This is a genomic window from Oryzomonas rubra, from assembly GCF_008369015.1.
Taxonomy (GTDB): domain Bacteria; phylum Desulfobacterota; class Desulfuromonadia; order Geobacterales; family Pseudopelobacteraceae; genus Oryzomonas; species Oryzomonas japonica.
The window spans coordinates 80949-103686 of record NZ_SRSD01000002.1; the positions used below are offsets into that span (position 1 = coordinate 80949).

Consider the following 22738-nt stretch of genomic DNA (forward strand, 5'->3'; position numbering starts at 1 on the left):
GCAAAGGAGACAGGCCTTTTTGGTTTCTTTCAAAGTAACACGGGGTCTAGAAAATACGATCACACCCCCGTCATAATCAACTGTTTCGTCGCCCGCGTCATAGCCACATACAGAAGCTGCGCCTCTGCCTCATCCGCCTTTGATTCCTCTGACGGAAAACAAACTCCCGGAATCGCCACGAGGGGAAACTCAAGACCCTTGCTGCTGTTGTACGACAAAAGCGACACCCTCTTTGCCTTGTCTCCAAACAGAATCGTTTCCTTCCCACCAAAGGGAATCCGGGCCTCATATAGGGCCTTGCGCAAATCTTCCCCCATTGGCTTCCAATGCCGGAATAAAACCGCCATGTCTTTCCATTTGTGTCCCTGCTGGTGCGCCTCTTTCAGCTTGGCGACAATATAATCCACCTCATCCCTCAAGGTCGGCAGCTTGATCAAGATCGGCTTTTCCCCGCTCTCACCGCCTGAAATCGGCGCAATACGCGGGATTGAATCATCGTCCGAATCCTGCGCTATCAGAAGCCCCTGGGCAAACCGCGTCGCACAATCAAGGATCTCCTTGGTATTTCGATAATTCACCTTTAGGATCGTTGTGCGCCCCGTTGCCTGAATATCGACACTCTTAAAGCTGAACCCGCGTTTCTTCTTGTTGTAGATCGACTGTGCGTCATCGTACAGCACCAGCAAGGAATTTGAGCGCGGATTCACCATCTGCACAATGAGCTTCAACCACTCCGGTCGGAAATCGTGCCCCTCGTCAATCAACACCGCATCACACTGGCCTGCCGGGATATGCTTGCTATCCACCGCGCGAATTACCGCATCCACCAACTCATCACTGAAATCTTCTTCACTCGCGCAATTGGAAGGAATCCTCACATGATAAGTTTTCAACTGGTCCCAGCACCACTTGTGGAAATGACGCACCTGCACCTTTGCCCCGAGTCCCCGTGATTCCATCCACTCTTCCAGACGCCGGGCAAGAACCTTGTTGTAACAAAGAATCAGAATCGGCCGTGAACAGACCTGCGCCAGATACTCCGCCCTGAACCCCAGGATCAGCGTCTTGCCGGAACCCGCCACGCCATGAATCACCCTGTGGCCTTCCCCCAGGCTCCGGGCAAGTTGTTCCTGCTGCAAATCCATCACCTTGATAATATCCGGTGGTGTTATATCTGCGTCGTCCTGGAAATCGAAAAGAGATGCCTGTTTGTAAGGAATGCGTATTTCAGGGAAGAGATGCCAGCGGACACGTTCTATCTGTGGAAGGGTCAGCATCCCCTTGTTGTGGTAGGTAAACATTCCCCAAAGCTGTTCTTGAAACGCCAAGGGGTCAATCGTATCGAGCATTTCATCCTGACAAATCACCCGATGGGACGGAATCACATTATCCATCTCGTGCAGGTCGAAAACCTTGCGGCTGATATTGGTAAGGACAACACCCCACGTCCAGGGGAAAAGCAGCTTGCCGTTCTCCGCACACACCAACTGCGGATCACGCTTAAGGATATTTATAATCTCGGTAATATACTCATGGGCCTGTTCAAAAGGATTCTTCTCGTCCTTGACGGCGTCATTGATCAGCAGCTTGAAACTTGTCGGGCTGATGTCCTGGATATAATCAACCCGCCAGTCCTTGACCTCAAGAACGATAATCCCTCGTTGCGGATGCAGAATAATGAAGTCAGGATAGCGGCTTGACCGGCCAATTGGCACGTTGTACCAGCAGAGATAGTCGTCATCCAGCTTGCTCTCAAGCCGGCCGGCAAAACGTTTTTCCCCTTGCGTCATTTTCTTTAAGCAGGTGCTTAAAGCAGGAATGAGGGTAGCCATCCGATTGTTTAGCTCCTTTCCTTGGTTCAACGACGAATATCCTAAAACGGCAGTCACCTATGAATTCTGCGGGTGAAGCAAGATATGTTTACGCCACAAATATTCACAATTCAACCGTAATATCAATATGTTAAAAATATTAACACTATTCCAAAAATGTTAATAAAATTACCATCCCGGGCGCTCTTGCAAAACAACCTGTTATCACACGAAAAAAGGCACCCGGAATACTTCCAGATGCCTCGGTTTGTGTCGTTTTGCTACAGCGTCAAATAATCAGATAAGCTACAACCATCAGGCAGGGGGTTTTGTTGTTCCACAAGAGATGCCGCAACAAACAAAAAAAGGGCCAGCCGATCAGGCTAACCCTTTGAATTTGTTTGGAGGCGACGGGCGGATTTGAACCGCCGAATAAAGGTTTTGCAGACCTCTGCCTTACCACTTGGCTACGTCGCCACGATGAAATGTGGACGTTTCTTATATAAAATTAGCTCAGGCCTGTCAATCCATTTATTTGAACTTGATCGCCACCCCGGTGGCGCGGTACTCGGTTGAGGGTATCACAACCGACATGATATAGGAGCCGTTGATCTCCGGGAAGATAATGGCATCCGCCCCCATCTTGGCCGCCTCCCGGCGCAGGGCCGCAGTGCCCCAGTCGTAGACGTCGGTATTGTTCAGGGCGTCGGTTTTAAACACCTCGCGGGTGATTTGAATCCTGCCGATCTTAATGTACGGACGGATAACCTCGTCCAGGGTCAGGATCGGGGGAAGAGTGGAGGCATCGTCGCGGGTGTTGGAATCCACCCCGGCGCAGCCGGCCAAAAGCGCCACTGTGACAAGCGACAGGAGCCCGAATCGTCTGAGGTAACATATGATTGTCATCATATTTTTGCCCCCTTTGTGCAGTTTTTCCCTCTGGACAGTAGCGTGGTCGCCATGCTAATGTCTGTCACTTTTTATAGCAACAAAAAAAGCTACACCACATTTTTTCGAAGGAGTGGGAAGGATGTCAGGTCATAATAAATGGAGCACCATCAAGCACAAAAAGGGCGCAGCGGATGCCAAAAGGGGCAAGGTATTCACCAAGCTGATCAAGGAGATTTCCGTTGCCGCCAAACTGGGGGGCGGCGACCCCAACGGTAACCCGCGCCTGCGGACCGCGGTCGATAAGGCCAAGGCCGAGAATATGCCCAAGGACAACATCGACCGGGCCATCAAGAAGGGTACCGGCGGGATGGAAGGGGTTACCTACGAAGAGATCGTCTACGAGGGGTACGGCCCCGGCGGGGCGGCGGTGCTGGTGGAGGTGCTGACCGACAACCGCAACCGTTCCGTCTCCGATATCCGCAGCATCTTCACCAAGAACAACGGGAATATGGGCGAGGCGGGCTGCGTTGCCTGGATGTTCAGCAAAAAAGGGCTGATCGTCTACGACAATTCGGTGGATTTCGAGCAGTTGTTCGAGGCCGCCATCGAGGCGGGCGCGGACGACGTGGCCGAGCAGGACGACCAGATCGAGGTCATGACCGAGCCGGGCTCGTTCATCGAGGTCAGGGAGGCCCTGGCGGCCAAGGGCTTCAAGATGGTCAGCGCCGAGATCACCATGATCCCCCAGACCCAGGTGGAGTTGGAGGGGAGGCACGCCGAAACCATGCTCAAGCTGATGGACAAGCTGGAGGACAACGACGACGTGCAGAACGTGTACGCCAACTTCGACATCTCGGCGGAAGAGATGGAAAAGCTGGATATGTAGACAGAGACAATCAAGGGGGCTTCGGCCCCCTTTTCTTTTGGGAGGCCGCATGGAGATAGCAACCTTTGCCGCCGGCTGTTTCTGGGGCGTGGAAGACGCCTTCATGGATGCACCCGGCGTCGTGGCCACCAGGGTTGGCTACACGGGCGGCCGCACCGAAAACCCCACCTATGGCGATGTGTGCAGCCATGCCACCGGCCATGCCGAGGCGGTGGAGATCACCTTCGATCCCCAATTGACAACCTTCGACCGGCTCCTGGACCTATTCTGGGAGTGCCACGACCCGACCCAGGTGAACCGCCAGGGGCCGGACGTGGGCGACCAGTACCGCTCGGCCATCTTCTACCATTCCGAGGAACAGCGCCGGGCCGCCGAGGCGGCCCTGGAACGCCTCGACCTTTCGGGCAGGCTGCGCCGCAGGATCGTGACCGAGATCGTCCCCGCCACCACCTTCTGGGAGGCGGAGGCGTACCACCAAAAGTATCACCAAAAGCAGGGGGGCGGCTGCGGGTTCTGACGCCCCCTCCCCTCAGCCGCCCCTTTCATTCCATTTAGCCTCTAAGAGGCTGTCGAAAAACTCAGGTTGTTCAAAAATAGTCAGATCGTCGCACCAGCAGAAAGCTCTGAGGAGGCGTAGCAGGCCTACTCCGCCGAAGCAGCTTTGGCTGCGAAGGCCGGGCGCTACGCCGCACGAAAGGGCTTTTGAGGATGGCGGCGAGATGGCTGTTTTTCAACAACCTCTTAAACTTGTGTCAGGGGATCAGCACGATCTTGCCCAAGGTGTTGGCCTCCATGACGGCGTGATGGGCCGCCGCCGCCTCGGCCAAGGGGAACTCCCTGCTCACCACCGGCCGCAGAGTGCCGTTTTCCAGGCCGGCCACGAATGCTGCATGCATGGAGGCCAGGTCCTGGGGCGTGGCGTTATACAGGGTGACGCCCAGAATCGAGGCCTCGCGCCCCATGGCGTCCCGCGGGTCGATCTCGATCCGGCCCCGGCTGCCGATCACCGCGACCCGGCCGCCCGTGGCCAGCGCCGTCAGGTCCTTGGCCAGGTTCACGTTGGCCAGCATCTCCAGGATCACATCCACCCCACGGCCGCAAGTCAGGTCGGCCAGTTTGTCCAGATAGCCCGGCTCGTGGTGATTGAGCACCTGGTGCGCCCCCTGGGCCTGTACCACCGCCCGCCCCTGGTCGGTGCCGGCGGTGCCGATCACCCGCAGCCCGGCGGCCCGGGCGAGCTGCACCGCACCGAGCCCCACCCCGCCGCTGGCGCCGTGCACCAGCACCGTTTCGCCGGCACAGGCATGGGCCCGCTGGAACAGGGCGCGATAGGCCGCGCCGTAGGGGACCCCGATGGCAGCCCCCTGGCTGAAGGTGACCCCCTCGGGCAGGGGGTGGGTCTGGAACTCGGTGCAGAGCACCTGCTCCCCGTAGGTGCCGGAGACGGACCAGGCCACGTACACCCGGTCCCCCACCCGGCGATGCTTCACCTCCGGCCCCACCGCCGCGATCACCCCGGCGCCGTCGATCCCCGGCGTATAGGGGGGTGCCGCGGCATGTTGGTACAGACCGGAACGGATATAGGTATCCACCGGGTTGACCCCGGCAGCCTTGACCGCCACCACCACCTGGCCCGGCCCCGGCTCCAGGTCGGCCACCTCGTGCAGCGCCAGGACCTCGGGAGGCCCGAATTGAGCAACGCGTATCGCTTTCATCCCATCCACTCCTTTCCCTAACGTGTCATTTCATACTCTCTATTCTACCTCACTCCGCCGGACCGGGAAGGAAAAAAATGAGCGGGCTGGCGGGGCAGAGCGACGTTCCCGGGGGATAAACCGCAGGAAAGTATCGCAAATTGCGGGAAAAAAGCATATCATGCGGCTCATAACGCACGAACTACCACACTACGATGGGATATACTTATGACGGTTTCAAAAAAACAAATCCTGGCGCTCCTCAAGGAATACGGGGGGGCGGTCCTGTTCTCGACCCTGCTGCGCGACTTCGGCGGCCGCCACCTGAAGCGCGAACTGAAGAACCTGCTGGAGGAGATGGCGGATAATGGCGAGGTGACCCGCCTGCGGGGCAACAGCTATGTCCTGCCGGGCCAGGTAAAGACCGTGCGCGGCCGGATCTCGGTCCACCGCGACGGTTACGGCTTCGTTGCGCCCGAGGGGGGCGGCGAGGACATCTTCATCCCGGCCAAGTTCATGAAGAACGCCCTGCACGGCGACCTGGTGGAGGCCACCGCCAATCAGAGCCGCATGGGCGGCAGCAAGCTGGACGGGCGGATCGTGAACGTGGTGGAACGGGCCACCACCCGGATCGTGGGACGCTTCGAGGAGAGCCGCCGCGGCGCGGTGGTCATTTCCGACGACCAGCGCCTCAACCTGGCGGTCGTCATCCCCCCCAAGGGGCGCGGCAGGGCCGAGGACGGCCAGCAGGTGGTGGCCGAACTGACCGCCTACCCGATCGGCGGCCGGCCGGCCGAGGGGCGCATCGTGGAGATCCTGGGATGGCCCGACGACCCGGAGGTGGAGGTCCAGTCGGTCATCCGCCGCTTCGACCTGCCCCATGAGTTCGGCCCCGACGTGCTGGCCGAGGCCGACGCCGTGCCCGAGGCCGTGAGCAAAGGGGAGCTGAAGGGGCGGGTGGACCTGCGGGGCATGACCACCGTCACCATCGACGGCGAGACGGCCCGGGACTTCGACGACGCCGTCGCCCTGCGCCGTGAGGGGGGCAATTTCCGGTTGTGGGTCTCCATCGCCGACGTCTCCGCCTATGTGACGCCCGGCAGCCCCCTGGACCGGGAGGCCTACCTGCGCGGCACCTCGGTCTACTTCCCGGACCGCTGCATCCCCATGCTGCCCGAACGGCTCTCCAACGGCATCTGCTCCCTCAACCCCCAGGTGGAGCGCCTGACCATGACCGCCGAGATGCTCTTCGACGCCACCGGCCGCATGGTGGAGAGCGCCTTCTACCCCAGCGTCATCAAGAGCACCGCCCGCCTGACCTACACCATCGTCAAGCAGATTATCGTGGACAACGACCCGGAGGTGACGGACAAGCATCGCCCCCTGGCCCCCATGCTGGGAGAGATGAAGGAGTTGGCCCTGATCCTGATGGCCATGCGCAAGAAGCGGGGGAGCATCGACTTCGACCTGCCCGAGCCGGAGATCATCATCGGCCTGACCGGCCGGACCGAGGGGATCGTCCGGGCCGAACGCAACCTGGCCCACCAGTTGATCGAGGAGTTCATGCTGGCGGCCAACGAGGCGGTGGCCGCCTTCGTCACCTCCCGGGAGATCCCGTTCCTCTACCGCATCCACGAGAACCCGGACCCGGCCAAACTCCACGACTTCCAGGAGTTCATCTACGGCTTCGGCTACGAGTTCGCCCTGGTGGAGGACCGGGTCAACCCCGCCGAGTTGCAGCGCCTTTTGGCCCAGGCCGAGGGGCGGCCCGAGGAGCGCATGCTCAACTACGCCCTGCTGCGCTGCATGAAGCAGGCCCGCTACGCCGCCGAGAACCTGGGGCATTTCGGCCTGGCCTCCCCCTGCTACTGCCACTTCACCTCCCCCATCCGGCGCTACCCCGACCTGGTGGTACACCGCATCCTCAAGGCGATCCTGGCCCTGGACGAGAAGAAAGAGGACAAGCGCCGCGGCAAACAGCTCGCCATCGCCACCGAACACCTAGGCGAGACGGCCGAGCATACCAGCAAGCGGGAGCGGGTGGCCATGGAGGCCGAGCGGGACGTGGTGGAGATGAAGAAGGTCCAGTACATGCAGCAGCATCTGGGCGAGGAGTTCGACGGCTATATCACCGGGGTGACCGGCTTCGGCTTTTTCGTGGAGCTGGAGGAGCTGTTCGTGGAGGGGCTGGTGCACATCTCCACCCTGGACGACGACCAGTACACCTTTCAGGAGAAGCAGCACTCCCTGGTGGGCAACCGGCTGCGGCGCGTCTTCCGCATCGGCGACAAGGCGCGGGTCACGGTGGCGGCGGTCACCCCGGCCACCCGACGCATCGAGTTCACCCTGGCGGCCCATACCCCCTCCGCGCCGCCCAAGGTCACGGCCGGCGCCGGCCCGGCCGAGGAGTACCCGCGGATACCGATCAAAGGCAAGCGGGTGAGCGGCCCCAAGCGGGGCGGCGGCGTGGAGCCCAAGGGGGCTGCGCCCGGCACGGGCACGGGCAAGGGAAAAGGCCGGGGCGGCAGGAAACGGCGCTGATCCCGCGGTTACCGCTCCGGCTGGTCATGGGCGCTACCGTCCCTCAAGGCCTGCATGCGCCGACAATGGCGCTTGATTTGCGGATGCTCTTCGTATAGCATTGCCGCGTTTTGCACTAATGCTTTGCCCAACAATCCACCCCGTTCAACAGGGGCGGCAGAGGCGTCCGCCCAACCGGGGACAAGGCCGCCGCCCCCCCAAAAATCCGTGCAGCAAGAAGGCCCGTGGAGCTATTCCTCCTTTCTCCAGGGGCCTTCTGCGCCGTAATGAACCGATACAAAGGAGATCACAGATTATGTTTGGTTTTGGCACCCCGGAATTGATTATTATCGCGGCCATCGTAATGCTGGTATTCGGCGTGGGGAAACTGCCGCAAATCGGCACATCCTTCGGCAAGGCCATCAGCAACTTCAGGAAGGCCGCCGACGGCAAGGATACCGTCGAGCTTCCCCCCCAGAAAGAGTCGTAACCAGGTTTACCGTCATCCCTACGGCCGGCGTGACGCCCGGCCCGCCCGGCAAAAAGCGGTTGCGCAACCGCGTGGCCCTGTGGTAGGAAAGAACCCCATGAGCGAAGACAAAGAAAAAGTTGCCCCCTTTATTGAACATCTGGTTGAACTGCGCAAGCGGCTGGTCATCATCGTCGTCGCCGTGGTTATCGGCATGGGCGTGGCCTGGAACTTCTCCGGCCCGGTCCTCACCTTCGTGGAAAAACCCCTGACCGGCAAGACCTACCTGACCGAGATCAAGAAGATGGTCTATGCCAAGGTCAAGGAACGCGCCCCCCAACTCTATACCCGCTACAAGCTGGACCAGGAGATCAACGCCCCGGAGAAGAAACGCCCGCTCAACTACAGCGCCCCCCTGGAGCCGTTCTTCATCCAGTGCAAGATATCCATGCTGCTCGGGTTCGTGCTGGTCCTGCCGGTGGTCTTCCTGCAACTCTGGATGTTCATAGCGCCGGGGCTCACCCGCAAGGAACGGCGCATGGTGATCCCCTTCATCACCGCAGCCACGATAACCTTTTGCGCCGGCGCCATGTTCTTCCTCATCGTGATCTGGCCGGTCATCATCAACTTCTCCCTCTCCTACGAGGCCGAAGGGTTGCAGAGCTGGTTCAACATCAGTTCCTACATCAACTTCTGCCTGCGGCTCATCCTTATCTTCGGCCTGATCTTCGAACTCCCGATCCTGACCCTGATCCTGTCCCGCTTCGGCATCGTCAGTTACAAAATCCTGGCCCCCAAGCGCAAATACGCCCTCCTGGCCAGCGCTATCGTAGCCGCCTTCCACGCCGACCTCATCACCATGTTCGTCATCATGCTCCCCATGTACATGATGTACGAGATCAGCATCTGGGTGGCACTGATCTTCGGCAAGAAAAAGGCGGTTGCCCCGCCCGAACCGGAAGAGGGCGCAACGGCTTAGCGACTTGTGCGCTTGAATTAAGACATAAATCTCCCCTCCCCCCCTGCGGGGGAGGGTTAGGGTGGGGGGGAGATTGCCATGGAATGAACTCAGTTGCAGCTTCACCCACCCCCTACCCCCCTCCCGTCAAGGGAGGGGGATTTTCCGAGGTTCCAAAGCACCGCTCCCTGTGTCCCAACGGCCGTATGTCAGCCAAAGGAGGTTCTCCATGACGCAAACCATCGGCATCCTGACCGGCGGCGGCGACTGTCCCGGCTTGAACGCCGTTATCCGCGGCGTGGTCAAGAGCGCCATCATCGGCCACGGCTGGCGGGTTATCGGCATCGAGGACGGTTTCGACGGCCTCCTGAACCTCGATAAATGCACGCCGCTCACCCTGGAAAGCGTGCGCGGCATCCTCCCCCGCGGCGGCACCATCCTGGGTACCACCAACCGCGGCAACCCTTTTTCCTATCCGGTAGAGCAGGACGGCGTCATCGTTCACGCCGATCGCTCCGACACGGTCGTCGCAAACATCAAGACCCTCGGTATCGATGCCCTGGTGACCGTAGGGGGCGAGGGTTCCCTCAAGATCGCCCTGGAGCTGGGCAAAAAGGGGGTGCCGGTGGTGGGGGTGCCCAAGACCATCGACAACGACCTGCGGGAGACCGATTTCACCTTCGGCTACAACACCGCCCTGGAAACGGCAACCGACGCCCTGGACAAGCTGCACACCACCGCCGAGAGCCACCACCGGGTGATGATCCTGGAGGTCATGGGACGCTATGCCGGCTGGATCGCCCTGGAATCGGGCATTGCCGGCGGTGCCGACGTCATCCTCATCCCGGAGATTCCCTTTCACATCGACCGCATCTGCTCTGCCGTCAGCAGCCGCTCGGCCCGCGGCAGCCATTTCAGCATCGTCGTGGTCGCCGAGGGAGCCTTCCCGGCAGGCGGCAGCAGGGTCGTGGCCCACGAGGCGGATGAACGCCAGGCCATCGAACGTCTGGGGGGCATCGGGCAGTTCGTGGCGAAGCGCATCGAACAATGCCTGGATATGGATGTGCGCGTCACCGTGCTGGGGCACCTGCAACGGGGCGGGTCTCCCACCACCTTCGACCGGGCCCTGGGAAGCCGCTTCGGCACCAAGGCGGTGCAGATGGTGGCCGCCGGGGAGTTCGGGCGCATGGCCTGCCTGAAGGGGCGCGCCATCACCTCGGTCCCCATCGAGGATGCCGTCCGCGACCTGAAGCTGGTAGACCCCACCGGGGAGATCGTGCAAACCGCCGAAGAGCTGGGCATGATGCTCGGACGCTGACCCCGCATCCCGCCTTCACGGCATCTTCGCCCCGGCCCCAATCACAAAATCCGTAGGCGTTGCCCCTGCTACGCCTGCGGTTTTGCTCAATCGGCCAAGTCAAATCTGCCGCAAATCCGGGCGCGGCCCTCGCGGCAGGTATTTACGCACAGGCCCTGAATATTTTTATTGACAAACAATGGAAAAACCCATAAAAAGATAAAAAAAGTCTTCTTGAGGTTGTATCCCATGATGGAACTTACCCGCAAGGGTGAATATGCAATTCGCGGTATTGTCTATCTGGCATCCCGCCCTACCGATCAAGTCTGCCTGCTGAGCGACATCGCCGCGGCAGTTGACGTCCCCCCTACTTTTCTTGCCAAAATTTTCCAGCAATTCAGCAAAATCGGGCTGGTAAAATCATACCGCGGCACCGGCGGCGGCTTTATCCTCGGCCGCACGGCGGACAAGATCACCCTCCTGGACGTGGTCGAGGCCGTAGAGGGCCCGATCATCCCCAACAGATGCGTCATCAACGGAATAGATTGCGATCGCAGCAGCAGTTGCAACGTGCACCCGGTATGGATGAACGTACAATCCCAGGTCCGGGGCATCCTTGACAAGGTCACGCTGAAAGAGTTGGCCGAAGGGTAGCCTTCGCCCTTTCGGCCGCGGCCAAAAAAATTTTGTCTAAAACAGGACAATTTGGGTCTTTTTGTGCATAAAAGGATTGCATTTCAAAAAAAAAGTTATAGACTGACAAATAACAGTTTGATTACGCCAAATTACAATTCGCCTCAAGGAAACACCTCACAGCACCACTATCTTAGCAAGGAGGAAGTATGGACGTACTAACCCTCAGTCAGCTGCAGTTCGCGGCAACCGGCATGTTCCACTGGATTTTCGTCCCCCTGACGCTCGGCCTCTCGATCCTGACCGCCTGGATGGAGACCAAGTATGTGACCACCGGGGATGAGATGTGGCTCCGCATGACCAAGTTCTGGGGCAAACTATTTTTGATCAACTTTGCCCTGGGCGTCGTGACCGGCCTCACCATGGAGTTCCAGTTCGGCATGAACTGGTCCGAGTATTCCCGCTACGTGGGCGATATCTTCGGTGCACCGCTGGCCATTGAGGCGACCTTCGCCTTCTTCCTCGAATCGGTCTTCATCGGCGTCTGGATCTTCGGCTGGAACAAGGTTTCCAAGAAGGCCCACCTGACCGCCATCTGGCTGGCCTCGGTCGCCACCAACATCTCCGCCCTGATCATCCTCCTGGCCAACGCCTGGATGCAGAAACCGGTCGGTTACGTGCTACGCAACAACCGGGCCGAGATGGAGAACTTCCTGACGGTCCTGCTCAACCCCTACGGCTGGATCAAGTTCACCCACACCCTGCTCTCGGGTTATGCCCTGGCCGCATTCCTCATCATGGGGGTTTCCGCCTGGCATCTGCTGCGCAACAACGAGAACGACTTTTTCAAACGTTCCTTCAGGCTGGCCGCGGTCTGGGCCTTTGTCGCCTCCCTCGGCGTTGCCCTGACCGGGGACTTCCACGCCGTGGAGATCGCCAAGACCCAACCGACCAAGTTCGCCGCCATGGAGTCCCAATGGGAAACCAAGCGGGGCGTCGGCATGAACCTGCTGATCCTGCCGAATGCATCCCAGGAGTGCAACTCCGTGGAGGCGCTCTGCGTGCCCAACGCCCTCAGCATGCTGGCCTTCCACGATCCGAACGCCGAAATCAAAGGGCTCAAGGACTTCCCCAAGGAACTCCGCCCCATGGTTACCCCGACCTTCCTCAGCTTCCGCCTCATGGTCGGCCTGGGCAGCTTCATGATCCTCGCCAGCCTGGTGGCGATCTTCCTGTCGCGCAGACAGAATCTGGAGCAGCAGCGCTGGTTCCTGACGCTCATGGTGTTCGCTATCCCGGCCCCCTACCTGGCTGAGCAGTTCGGCTGGCTCGTGGCCGAACTGGGGCGCCAACCCTGGATCGTCTACGGCGTGCTCAAGACCGCCGACGCGGTTTCCAAGTCCATCTCCACCACCCAGGTGGCCCTGTCCCTCTTGGGCTTCACCGTCCTGTACGGCCTGTTGGGCGTCATCGACATCTTCCTGTTGATCAAATACGCCAAAAAAGGGCCGGACAAGAATATTTCCACTATCATCAACGTTCAGGGGAGGGCATAAACTATGGACATCTCCGTATTCCAGACCATCTGGTTCGTACTGTGGGGCGTTTTGTGGGCGGTCTATTTCATGCTCGACGGCTTTGTACTCGGCACCGGCTTCATATCGGGATTCCTGGCCAAGAACGATACCGAAAAACGGGTCCTGATCAACACGGTCGGCCCGGTATGGGACGGCAACGAGGTCTGGCTGGTTACCGCGGGCGGCGCTACCTTTGCGGCTTTCCCCACCACCTATGCCCTGATGTTCAGCAACCTGTACTCGGCCCTGCTGCTGCTCCTGTTCTCCCTGATCGTGCGCGGCGTCTCCTTCGAATTCAGGGGCAAACTGGAAAGCGCCGCCTGGAAGGGGGCCTGGGACAAGGCCATCATCGTTTTCAGCTTCCTTCCGGCCCTGCTGTTCGGGGTGGCCTTCGGCAACATCTTCAAGGGTATCCCCATGAAGAACGATTTCGCCGCAATAAATTTCACCTATGACGGCACCTTGATCGGCCTTCTCAACCCCTACGGCCTGGTGACCGGCGTGCTGTTCGTCCTGCTCTTTGCCGTGCACGGCTCGCTCTACGCCGCCATCAAGACCACCGGCGACCTGAGCAAGCGAGCTGCCGCCCTGGCCAACAAACTCTGGCTGCCGCTCCTGGTGGTTGCGGTCGTCTTCTTAGGCTACACCTATCCGGCCACCAAGCTGTACGGCAACTTCCTCAAGGCCCCGGTACTGTTGATCGTTCCGGTCATTGCCGTGGTTTCGCTCCTCCTGGTCAAGGTCTTTGCCGCAAAAGGCGAGTGCTACAAGGCCTTCACCTTCTCCTGTCTGACCATTGTCTTCGTGGTCTTTACCGGCGTGACCGGGCTGTTCCCCAACCTGATCCCCTCCAGTATCGACCCGGCCTCCAACCTGACCATCTTCAACTCTTCCTCCAGTCTGCTGACCCTGCAGATCATGACCGTGGTGGCGCTGATCTTCGTCCCGACCGTCATCGCCTACAAGATCTGGGTGTACCGGATCTTCAGGGCACCCGTCAGCAACGAGGACGTGTTGGGAAGCCCGGATGCGTACTAAATCAGCGCATAACATGCTGATATAGCTCAACAGTCCCCCCTCGGCTTGACAAACCGACGATCGTGAAGTATAAGTAGTACGTACCTTGAGCAACGAACCAAAGTCCCGGCCAACCGGGACTTTGGCGTTTCAGGGTAACTACAGCGAGAAAGGAGCACCCAGCCGGAGCCCCCCGACAACACTTCCAGGCGTGTACGCCATTCCGGCAAAGCCGATACAACCGACCACACTCTTTCTTATGCGAAAAAAACTACTCTGCTTAACATGCCTGCTGGTGCTCGCAGGCTGCGAAAACACTCCGATCAAAAAAGCGGAGCCGCAGGCTGCTGTCGTCACCACTCCCATTGAATCTCCGCTGGACCGGGAGATCAAGAGCCTCTTGGAGAAGGGCATCTCCATGAGCGAACGCAAGCGTCAGGTCAGCGCCATAGAAGTCGCTTTCACCCGCCGCACAACCCCTCAACGGGCGCGCCAACTGGCTGCCCTCTGTTTTACCAAAACACTCAGCACACCTTTCATGCCCTTCGACCTGGCCGAGATCGCCTTGGCCGAGACCGGCGGAAGCCGCCTCTCCGCGGTGGCCGTTTCTTCCAAGGGAGCGGTTGGCGTGTGGCAACTCATGCCGCAGCGGGCCAGAAGTCACGGCTACACCCCCCAGGACATGGAAAACGATGAAAAGTGCGCCGAAGCCGCTGTCCGCGAACTGTTCACCAAGCTGGAGGTCGCCGCAGGAAACCTGGAACGGGCTAAAAAGCTCTACTGCGGCCAAGGCCCCCAGGCCAATGCCTATCTGAGAAAGATCCGGCACGTGCGCCAGGAGATGCTGGCCGAACTGGAGCACCAGACCGAACGTCTCGCCATGGAAGAATCCGGCACCAAAACCCCCTGATGACAGCCATGGGACGTCTCATCACCCTCTTCATTGCGGTTCTTCTGTTGACGGCCTGCGCCGCCTTCGTCAAGGACCCCCAGGTAGCAATCAAACGTACGAATATCGTCGGTCTGGACACCACAGGCTTCGACATGGAATGCTACCTGGGGGTTAAAAACCCCAATTTTTTCGACATCTCGTTACGGGGATATACCTACGACCTCCGGGTCATGGCCCTGCCGCTGGCCGCCGGCGGTCTCCAGCGGACCGTCGCCTTTCCGGCGGGCGGGGAGACGGAGTTGCGCCTTCCGGTGCGGATACGGTACAACGACCTGATCGAGATCCTCAAGCGCCGGCCCGACCCGGACAAGATTCCCTACCGCCTGGAGGCCCGCCTGCACCTGGGCACTCCCCTGGGGGAGATGATCATCCCGGTCGTCAGCGACAGCACCCTTTCCCTGCCGGAAGCATATCGGCCCGGCACCTACCTGGACCGCATCAGGGACCTCCTGCGGGGCCTGCGCTGAAAACCTGCCGGAAGCGTGCCGCGCAGCGGTTTTCGGGCGTTTTTGCTTGATATGAAAGCGCGTGCTCTGTTATAGTTGGCCGGATTTTCCCATGCTGCCAGTATGCGCACAGGCCGCCGCACGGTAATGCGTGCCCCCTATGGTTAGTTCGTACTCGTACTTCCCACGACGAGCCGCACGGGACACGAACCGACGAAAGGGCGACGGCCCGCGAACATCCCCTTGGCGTTTCAACCATAAACTTCGCAGAGCAAGGAGCTTGCACAACGTGGAGACCCCATTGAATCCGACCAGCGGCAACGGTTTCAGCCTGCGCGCCAAGATGATGTTGCTCTCGACGGCGGCCTTTTCCGGCATCCTGCTTGTGGCCATCCTGAGCATCCTGCTCCTCAACGAGGTCAGGATCGGGGGAGCGACCTACCGGACCATCCAGGCCAACAACAACGCCCTCGAGAATATCGCCCTCCTCAAGTCCGACCTCTACCAGATCAGCAACGAGATGCAGAATTTCATGCTGGAAACCGATGTCGCCGCCATCGACAAGATCGTTGCGACCGTGAAGCGACTCACCCGGGATATCGACAGCAAATTCGGCGTTGTCCAGAAGTCGGTGAACTCATCCGAGGAACGGGAAACCATCAACAAGGCCTACACCATCTGGTCCGATTACAAGAAAACGCTGTTGAACGAGGTCCTGCCCGCCGCCGAAAAGGGGGACGTGCTCAAGGCCAGTTACCTCATGACCGGCCTTCAGACCCAGCGCTTCAACAGCTTCAGCACCATCGTCGCGGCCATGGTGGAAACCCTCCACCGTGACGTGAACGCCGCCGAACAACGGGTGGCTACCAGCATCGCGCTCAAGATCATGACGACCGCCATCGTCGGTCTCGTGGTGATCTCCCTGATCGCCCTGCTCTCGTACCTGATCACCCTGTCCATCACCAGGCCCCTGCGGGCGTGCGTCGCTTTTGCCGGCACCGTGGCGGCCGGCAAGCTCGATACCCGTCTCGAAACCAAGGCCGGGGGCGAGATCGGTGCCCTGGCCGCAACCATGAATACCATGGCCGAGAACCTGCAAAATATGGTTTCCCGGGTCACGACCTCCTCCGATGAGCTCACCTCCATCGACAACAACATCGAGAAGGCCTCCCGCCAAGTGGTCAACTCCGCCAAGCTCCAGAAGGAGACGGTCGCGGAGACCTCCCAGGCGGTGGAACTCATCAACATATCGATCCAGGACATCTCCAACGACATCGACAAACTCGCCGTCTCGACCTCGGAGACCTCCTCCTCGATCCTGGAGATGGCGGCCAGCATCGAGGAAGTGGCCATAAACGCCGACAAGCTGGGGGTTACGGTCAACGAGGTCAGTTCGTCGATCATCGAGATGGCCACTTCCATCAAGGAGATCGACGTCAGCATCGCCAATCTGCTGGACGCCTCCAGCACCACCGCCTCCTCCGTCGCCGAGATGGACGCCACCATCAAGCAGGTGGAAAAGAGCGCCATGGACGCCTCCGCCATCTCCGAGGGGGTCAAGAACGATGCAGAAACCGGCAAGCAGGCGGTGGAAGAGGCCATAGCCGGCATGCAGGACATCCGCCGCTCGTCCCACATCACCGCCGAGGTCATCGAGAACCTGTCCGTCAAGGCCAACGACATCGGCGCCATACTCTCGGTCATCGACGAGGTGGCGGAGCAGACCAACCTGCTGGCCCTCAACGCCGCCATCATCGCCGCCCAGGCCGGAGAGCACGGCAAGGGGTTCGCGGTGGTGGCCGACGAGATTCGCGAACTCTCCGAACGGACCAGCAGTTCCACTCGGGAGATAGCCGCCGTCATCAAGGGGGTGCAGAACGAAACCCTGCGCGCGGTTGAAGCGATCGGTCTGGCGGAGCACTATATTTCGGAGGGTGAGAAGCTCTCCCAGCGTTCCGGCACCGCCCTGGAAAAGATCGTCAGCGGCGTCCAGAAGGCCAGCATCCAGACGCGGGAGATCGCACGCGCCACCGTCGAACAGGCGCGGGGCAGCCAGAGCATCAAGGAAGCCATGACCAGCGTGGAGGAGATGGTCGGTCATATCGCCACCTCGGCCCGGGAACACACCAAGGGGAGCGACCTGATCTCATCGGCGGTGGAGTGCATGAATGACCTGACCGTCCACGTGCGCACCTCGACCCGCGAACAGAGCCGCGCCAGCAGCCTGATCGCCCGCTCCACCGAAGACATGACCTCCATGGTCGATCAGATCCGCGATGCCTGCCGTTCCCAAGGCCTCAACAGCGCCCAGATACTCAAGGCGGTCGGCAACATCCAGCTTTCCTCCACCGCCAACGCCAAGGCCGCCGACCTCATGGAACAGGCCGTCACCAGCCTTTCCAAGCAGATCGACCTGTTGGAAAAAGAGATGGACAGTTTCAAAATATAGTCGCATACCACCCCGGAGACTGCAACATCATGGACCGACTTACCCAACGACTCGCCACACTGGGCGAACATAACGACAAGGCGCTGGTGACCTTCATCACCGCCGGCGACCCGGACCTGGGCACCACCGAAGCGGTGATCCACCTACTGGCGGATGCCGGCGCGGATATCATCGAACTGGGGGTTCCTTTTTCCGACCCCATGGCCGACGGGCCGACCATTCAGCTCTCGTCCGAACGCGCCCTGGCGGCCGGCACCACCCTGGAGGGGATTCTCGCCACCGTAACAAAGGTGAGGACCACACAGGACATACCGATCATCCTCATGGGATACCTCAACCCCATCCATGCCTACGGCTACGAACGTTTTTGCCGCGACGCCGCACAGGCGGGCGTGGATGGCGTCCTTTTGGTGGACATGCCCCCCGAGGAGTCCGGCGAATTTCTCCGCCATGCCGCTTCGAGCGGGCTGAACGTCATCTTCCTCCTGACCCCGACCTCGGACAAGTCGCGCATCGCCACCGTGGACAAGCTGGGACGCGGTTTCGTCTATTACGTCACCGTCACCGGGGTCACCGGCATGCGCCAGCAGACCTCCGCCACCCTGGCGACCGAACTGGCCAAGGTGCGTAAGAAGATCCGCCTGCCGGTCATGGCCGGGTTCGGCATCTCCACCCCGGAACAGGCCGCCCAGGTGGCGGTCATGGCCGATGGCATCGTCGTCGGCAGCGCCATCGTCAAGCTGTTCGAACAGCATTCCGGCGCCAAGCTGAAAAGCGAACTGCGCCGGCTGGTCGGCGAGTTGAAAAAGGCCATTTCTCCCGGCCCAGCCTGAGATGCGCGCTTGACAGGCCGCCGCATTTTTGCTACCACCCCCATTCACTTCAGTACGTTTTCAACAGATCGCGAGGTTTATTATGAGCTGGTTCAATCGGGATAAGGCAGGGATAGAAAAGCACACGGAAAAGAAGGTCAAGGTTCCCGAGGGGATGTGGGTCAAGTGCCAGGGGTGTTCGGAAACCATTTTGGGCAAAGAGATCGAAGCCAACCTCAACGTCTGTCCCAAGTGCGGCCACCACTACCGCATCCCGGCCCGCAAGCGCCTGGAGATCCTGTTGGACAACGGAACCTGGCAGGAGTACGACGCCGACATGAAATCGGTGGACTTCCTCGACTTCAAGGATGCCAAGAGCTATCAGGAGCGTATCGATGCCGCCCTGGCCAAGGGGGGGTCGAAGGATGCCGTCATCTGTGTCGAGGGGGCCATCGAGGGGATCGGCGTACAGGTCGCCTGCTTCGATTTTGCCTTCATGGGGGGGAGCATGGGGAGCGTGGTGGGGGAAAAGATCACCCGTTCCATCGAGCGCGGCCTCAAGCAGCGCCAACCGGTGCTCATCATCTCCGCCTCGGGCGGCGCGCGCATGCAGGAGAGCATCCTGTCGCTCATGCAGATGGCCAAGACCTCTGCCGCCCTGGCCAAGCTGAAACAGGCGGGCATCCCCTTCATCTCCATCCTGACCGATCCGACCACCGGCGGCGTCACCGCCAGCTTCGCCATGCTGGGGGACCTGAATATCGCCGAGCCCAAGGCCCTGATCGGCTTTGCCGGGCCCCGGGTCATCGAGCAGACCATTCGCCAGAAGCTGCCGGAAGGGTTCCAGCGGGCCGAGTATCTGCTGGACCACGGCATGGTGGATGCGATCATCCCCCGCATGGAGATGCGCCCCAAGCTGGCTTCGATCCTGAAAATGCTCCACCACTCCGCTGCCTGAGATGTCCCTGGCCGGTATACTTGAGAAACTCTACGCCCGGCGGCGCTTCGGCATTCGTCCCGGCGTGGACCGGGTCCGGCTCATTCTGGAGCGCCTGGGGCACCCGGAGCGCTCCTTCCGCAGCATCCATGTGGTCGGCACCAACGGCAAAGGCTCCACCTCGGCCTTTCTCGCCGCCATACTCGGCGCGGCGGGACTGCGCACCGCCCTGTTCACCTCTCCCCATCTGGTAAACTTCAGCGAACGTTTCCGCATCAACGGCGAGGAGCAACCCCGGGAACGCCTGGAAACGCTCCTCGCTACGGTTCTGGCAGCGGCCCCGGCAGAGGCGACCTTCTTTGAGATCGTCACCGCCCTGGCCGCCCTCTGTTTTGCCGAAGAGCGGGCCGAGGTAGCGGTCATGGAGGCGGGCATGGGGGGGAGATCGGACGCCACCGCCGTCATCCCCGCCCTGATGACCGTCATCACCCCCATCGCCCTGGATCACTGCGATTACCTGGGGGCAACCCTCGCCCACATCGCCGCTGAAAAGAGCGCCATCGCCGAACCGGGGACCCCGGTGGTCGCCGCCCGCCAACCGTCCGAGGCCCTGGAGGTGATCCGGCGGGTCTGCGCCGGAGGAGGCAACCGGTTCATCCACGAGGGGGATGACTTTCGCGCCTCCTGGGGAGGCGACGGTTCCCTCGACTACTACGGCCTCGACACGGAGCTGTCCCACCTGATCCCCGGCATTCCGGGGCGCTATCAATCGCACAACGCTTCCCTGGCCCTGGCTGCTGCCGAGGCGCTCGGCGCCGCCGGGATCACCATCACCACGGAGGCCCTCACGACAGGCATCGGCGCCGCCCGCTGGCCCGGCCGCATGGAACTGATCCCGGGCCCTCCACCCCTGCTGCTGGACGGGGCCCACAACCCGGCCGGCGCCGCCGCCCTGGCCGAGGCGCTCGACGATTACCATTACCGGCGGCTCCTTCTGGTCACCGGCGTCATGTCCGACAAGGATGTCCCGGCCATATTCGCTCCCCTGGCGGGCAAGGTCCACCAAGCCTACACCGTCTCCCCCGCCGTGGAGCGGGCGATGAATGCCGACGCCCTGGCCGGCATTCTGGGCGGGCTCGGCTTCCGGGCCACGGTCTGCGGAAGCGTCGGCAACGGTATAGAAACGGCACGCCGCGAGGCGGGGGCGAACGACCTGATCCTGGTGTGCGGATCGCTGTTCACGGTCGGCGAGACCAAGGCGTGGCTCGCCGGACAACACTTCGAAGGGATACGCGGCTAGTGACCCACACACGCCTGTTCATACTGCTAATCTGCCTGGTCGTGCTCCCCGCGACTCCGTCCCTTGGGGCGGTCCCCATGCCGACCGAAGGCAACATCTCCATCAACTCCGACAGCATGAGCCAGGACACGGCCAACGAGGTGTTCACCGCCACCGGCCACGTCACCATCAGGTGGCAGGGGATGACCCTCACGGCGGACAAGGCGACCTACGACCGCAAGACCAGGGTGCTGCACGCCACCGACAACGTCCTCGTCGTCAAGGGGGACGAGACCCTGCGCGGGAACTCCATCAAGCTGGATATGGACACCGGCCGGGGTGAACTGGAAAAGGGCACACTCAACTCCACCACATCCAACGTCACCTTTATCGGCGAGAAGATCACCCGGATCAACGACAACGAGGTGGAACTCACCACCACCGAGCTGACCACCTGCGACCTCCCCGATCCAAGCTGGAAATTCGGCGCTGACCATCTCAAGGTCAACCTGCTGGGATACGCCGTCGGCCGGGGGGTGACCTTCTACATCAAGGACGTGCCGGTACTCTACCTCCCCTGGATGGCGTTTCCGGTGGTGCGGGAGCGCAAGTCGGGGCTCCTCTTTCCCCGCATGGGCTACTCCAGCAATCGCGGCGCTCAACTGGACATCCCGCTCTACCTGGTCATCTCCCCCAGCCAGGACCTGGTGCTGGACCTGGATTTCGAAACCAAGCGCGGCGTCGGCACCGGGGTTGATTACCGCTATATCTGGAACAGGGGGAGCGAAGGGCGTTTCGGGGGCTACCTGATCTACGACCTTTTGAAGGATCGCTGGCGGGGCCAGATGAACCTCAACCACAAGGAAATATTCTCCCCGACCATGAACGTGCGGGCGGATATCAACCTGGACAGCGACCGGAGCTTCCAGGGGGATTTCGGTGAAAAGAGCGGCGACTACAACCGCCAGTCCAACGACACCGTCGTCAACGCCCTGAAAACCTGGCAGAATTATGCCCTCTCCGGTTACCTGCGCTTCGCCGAAGACCTGTACGCCGCGGACAACAGCCATACGCTCCAGACACTCCCGGAGGTTTCCCTGGCCGGGGTTCGCCAGCAGATTCCTTCGATCCCGGTCTATTTCGACCTGGACTCCAGCGTCGCCAACCTGTACCGCGAGGTCGATCCCACCGGCCAGCGTCTGACCGCCTTTCCGCGCCTCACCTACGTGACCGGCCTGCCCGGCTACCTGAACGCCTCGGCCTATGCCGGCCTGCACGTGCGCGGCTACACCACCCAGGACAGCCCCGGCGGCACCACAAAGGAAAACGACGGCGACCTGCTGCCCGAACTCGGCGCCCGCGCCTCCACATCCCTCAGCCGGGTCTACGACATAGGCGGCACAGCCCTCAAAAAACTGCGCCATGAGATCACCCCGGAGCTATCCTACACCTACGCACCGAACCACGACCAGTCCCGGCTCCCCTTCTACGACTACAACGACCGCCTCGTGGGGCAGAACATCATCTCAGCCTCCGTGACCAGCTTTCTGGGGGGCAAATTCCAGACGGGCGACACCACCACCTATCGCGACATCTCCCTCATCAGGTTGACCCAGGGGTACAGCGCGGGGGGCACGCGGCGCGACCTGCTGACCATGGTGGACGCCAACCGCCCCTGGACCGACCTGACCCTGCAATCGGAGACCTGGCTGCATCCCCTGGCAAAGTTCACCATCGACGCCCGTTACAACCTCTATGACAAGCGCTTCTCCAGCACAGCGCCGGGGGTGGAGCTGGACGACAAGCAGGGGAACAGCGCCGCCCTGAGCTACCGCATGGCCCGCAATCAGGTGGAATACCTGGAGGGCAAGCTGGCCACCAAATATTTCACCCCGTGGACCCTGGGCTATACCACCCGCTACTCCTTCGACCGCCCCGGTTTTCTCGAATCGGTCTACAGCGTGGAATACCGTCAGAAGTGCTGGAGCGTCAACGTTTCCATCGGCGACCGGCCGGGAAGTCACTTCTCCTTCCACTTCGGTTTCAACCTGGAAGGATTGATGACGAGCAAATGACCGGGGACCGGCATATTTTTTCTTGACAATGATGG

Annotated in this window: 19 protein-coding genes and 1 tRNA gene; 16 read left to right on the top strand and 4 right to left on the bottom strand. The window is 60.8% G+C overall.

Features of this window, described 5'->3' with window-relative positions; all coding sequences use genetic code 11:
• Positions 1 to 59 precede the first annotated feature (59 nt).
• The 3 genes from ET418_RS03250 to ET418_RS03260 form a co-directional block, all read right to left on the bottom strand.
• Complete coding sequence (locus tag ET418_RS03250; RefSeq protein ID WP_149306157.1) at positions 60 to 1832, bottom strand: DEAD/DEAH box helicase; 1773 nt, start codon at positions 1830 to 1832, stop codon at positions 60 to 62.
• A gap of 381 nt (positions 1833 to 2213) precedes the next feature.
• A tRNA-Cys gene (locus tag ET418_RS03255) sits at positions 2214 to 2288 on the bottom strand.
• Positions 2289 to 2342: 54 nt separating this feature from the next.
• Positions 2343 to 2720 carry a hypothetical protein gene (locus tag ET418_RS03260; RefSeq protein ID WP_246152929.1) on the bottom strand — a complete coding sequence of 126 codons (378 nt, stop codon included), beginning with the start codon at positions 2718 to 2720 and terminating at the stop codon, positions 2343 to 2345.
• 121 nt (positions 2721 to 2841) lie between these two features.
• On the opposite strand from ET418_RS03260, the gene ET418_RS03265 reads away from it, so the two are divergent.
• Both ET418_RS03265 and msrA read left to right on the top strand, forming a co-directional pair.
• Entirely contained in the window at positions 2842 to 3588 is a 747-nt protein-coding gene (locus ET418_RS03265) for a YebC/PmpR family DNA-binding transcriptional regulator (RefSeq protein WP_149306158.1), read from the top strand.
• Positions 3589 to 3637: 49 nt separating this feature from the next.
• Positions 3638 to 4105, top strand: a complete 468-nt coding sequence (gene msrA / locus ET418_RS03270; protein WP_149306159.1) for a peptide-methionine (S)-S-oxide reductase MsrA — start codon at positions 3638 to 3640, stop codon at positions 4103 to 4105.
• 235 nt (positions 4106 to 4340) lie between these two features.
• Here msrA and ET418_RS03275 read toward each other — a convergent pair whose 3' ends face one another.
• A complete protein-coding gene (locus ET418_RS03275; protein WP_149306160.1) occupies positions 4341 to 5303 on the bottom strand; it encodes an NADPH:quinone reductase in 963 nt (320 codons plus the stop codon).
• Positions 5304 to 5510: 207 nt separating this feature from the next.
• Here ET418_RS03275 and rnr point away from each other — a divergent pair, with 207 nt between their 5' ends.
• From rnr to ET418_RS03345, 14 genes are all read left to right on the top strand, one after another.
• Positions 5511 to 7823 carry a ribonuclease R gene (gene rnr / locus ET418_RS03280; protein ID WP_149306161.1) on the top strand — a complete coding sequence of 771 codons (2313 nt, stop codon included), beginning with the start codon at positions 5511 to 5513 and terminating at the stop codon, positions 7821 to 7823.
• A 295-nt stretch (positions 7824 to 8118) separates the two neighbouring features.
• Positions 8119 to 8292 carry a twin-arginine translocase TatA/TatE family subunit gene (locus ET418_RS03285; RefSeq protein WP_149306162.1) on the top strand — a complete coding sequence of 58 codons (174 nt, stop codon included), beginning with the start codon at positions 8119 to 8121 and terminating at the stop codon, positions 8290 to 8292.
• Positions 8293 to 8389: 97 nt separating this feature from the next.
• Positions 8390 to 9250, top strand: coding sequence for a twin-arginine translocase subunit TatC (gene tatC, locus ET418_RS03290; protein WP_149306163.1), 861 nt, complete (start codon positions 8390 to 8392; stop codon positions 9248 to 9250).
• Positions 9251 to 9458: 208 nt separating this feature from the next.
• The gene (locus ET418_RS03295; protein ID WP_149306164.1) at positions 9459 to 10547 is read left to right on the top strand and encodes a 6-phosphofructokinase; all 1089 of its coding nucleotides are present in this window, start codon (positions 9459 to 9461) and stop codon (positions 10545 to 10547) included.
• 228 nt (positions 10548 to 10775) lie between these two features.
• Positions 10776 to 11180: an RrF2 family transcriptional regulator gene (locus ET418_RS03300; protein WP_149306165.1), complete on the top strand. Its 405-nt coding sequence runs from the start codon at positions 10776 to 10778 to the stop codon at positions 11178 to 11180.
• Positions 11181 to 11368: 188 nt separating this feature from the next.
• The gene (locus tag ET418_RS03305; RefSeq protein ID WP_149306166.1) at positions 11369 to 12715 is read left to right on the top strand and encodes a cytochrome ubiquinol oxidase subunit I; all 1347 of its coding nucleotides are present in this window, start codon (positions 11369 to 11371) and stop codon (positions 12713 to 12715) included.
• Between the two features lie 3 nt (positions 12716 to 12718).
• Entirely contained in the window at positions 12719 to 13774 is a 1056-nt protein-coding gene (cydB, locus tag ET418_RS03310; RefSeq protein WP_149306167.1) for a cytochrome d ubiquinol oxidase subunit II, read from the top strand.
• A gap of 238 nt (positions 13775 to 14012) precedes the next feature.
• A complete protein-coding gene (locus ET418_RS03315) occupies positions 14013 to 14663 on the top strand; it encodes a transglycosylase SLT domain-containing protein (protein WP_149306168.1) in 651 nt (216 codons plus the stop codon).
• Positions 14664 to 14671: 8 nt separating this feature from the next.
• On the top strand, positions 14672 to 15172 hold the full coding sequence (locus ET418_RS03320) for an LEA/WHy family protein (protein WP_149306169.1): 501 nt from the start codon (positions 14672 to 14674) through the stop codon (positions 15170 to 15172).
• 268 nt (positions 15173 to 15440) lie between these two features.
• Positions 15441 to 17600, top strand: a complete 2160-nt coding sequence (locus ET418_RS03325) for a methyl-accepting chemotaxis protein (RefSeq protein WP_246152930.1) — start codon at positions 15441 to 15443, stop codon at positions 17598 to 17600.
• A gap of 29 nt (positions 17601 to 17629) precedes the next feature.
• Positions 17630 to 18433, top strand: coding sequence for a tryptophan synthase subunit alpha (trpA, locus tag ET418_RS03330; RefSeq protein WP_149306170.1), 804 nt, complete (start codon positions 17630 to 17632; stop codon positions 18431 to 18433).
• 82 nt (positions 18434 to 18515) lie between these two features.
• On the top strand, positions 18516 to 19370 hold the full coding sequence (gene accD, locus ET418_RS03335; protein ID WP_149306171.1) for an acetyl-CoA carboxylase, carboxyltransferase subunit beta: 855 nt from the start codon (positions 18516 to 18518) through the stop codon (positions 19368 to 19370).
• A 1-nt stretch (position 19371) separates the two neighbouring features.
• Positions 19372 to 20649, top strand: coding sequence for a bifunctional folylpolyglutamate synthase/dihydrofolate synthase (locus tag ET418_RS03340; RefSeq protein ID WP_149306172.1), 1278 nt, complete (start codon positions 19372 to 19374; stop codon positions 20647 to 20649).
• Positions 20649 to 22703, top strand: coding sequence for an LPS-assembly protein LptD (locus tag ET418_RS03345; RefSeq protein ID WP_149306173.1), 2055 nt, complete (start codon positions 20649 to 20651; stop codon positions 22701 to 22703). The genes ET418_RS03340 and ET418_RS03345 overlap by 1 nt, the downstream gene beginning before the upstream one ends.
• Positions 22704 to 22738 lie beyond the last annotated feature (35 nt).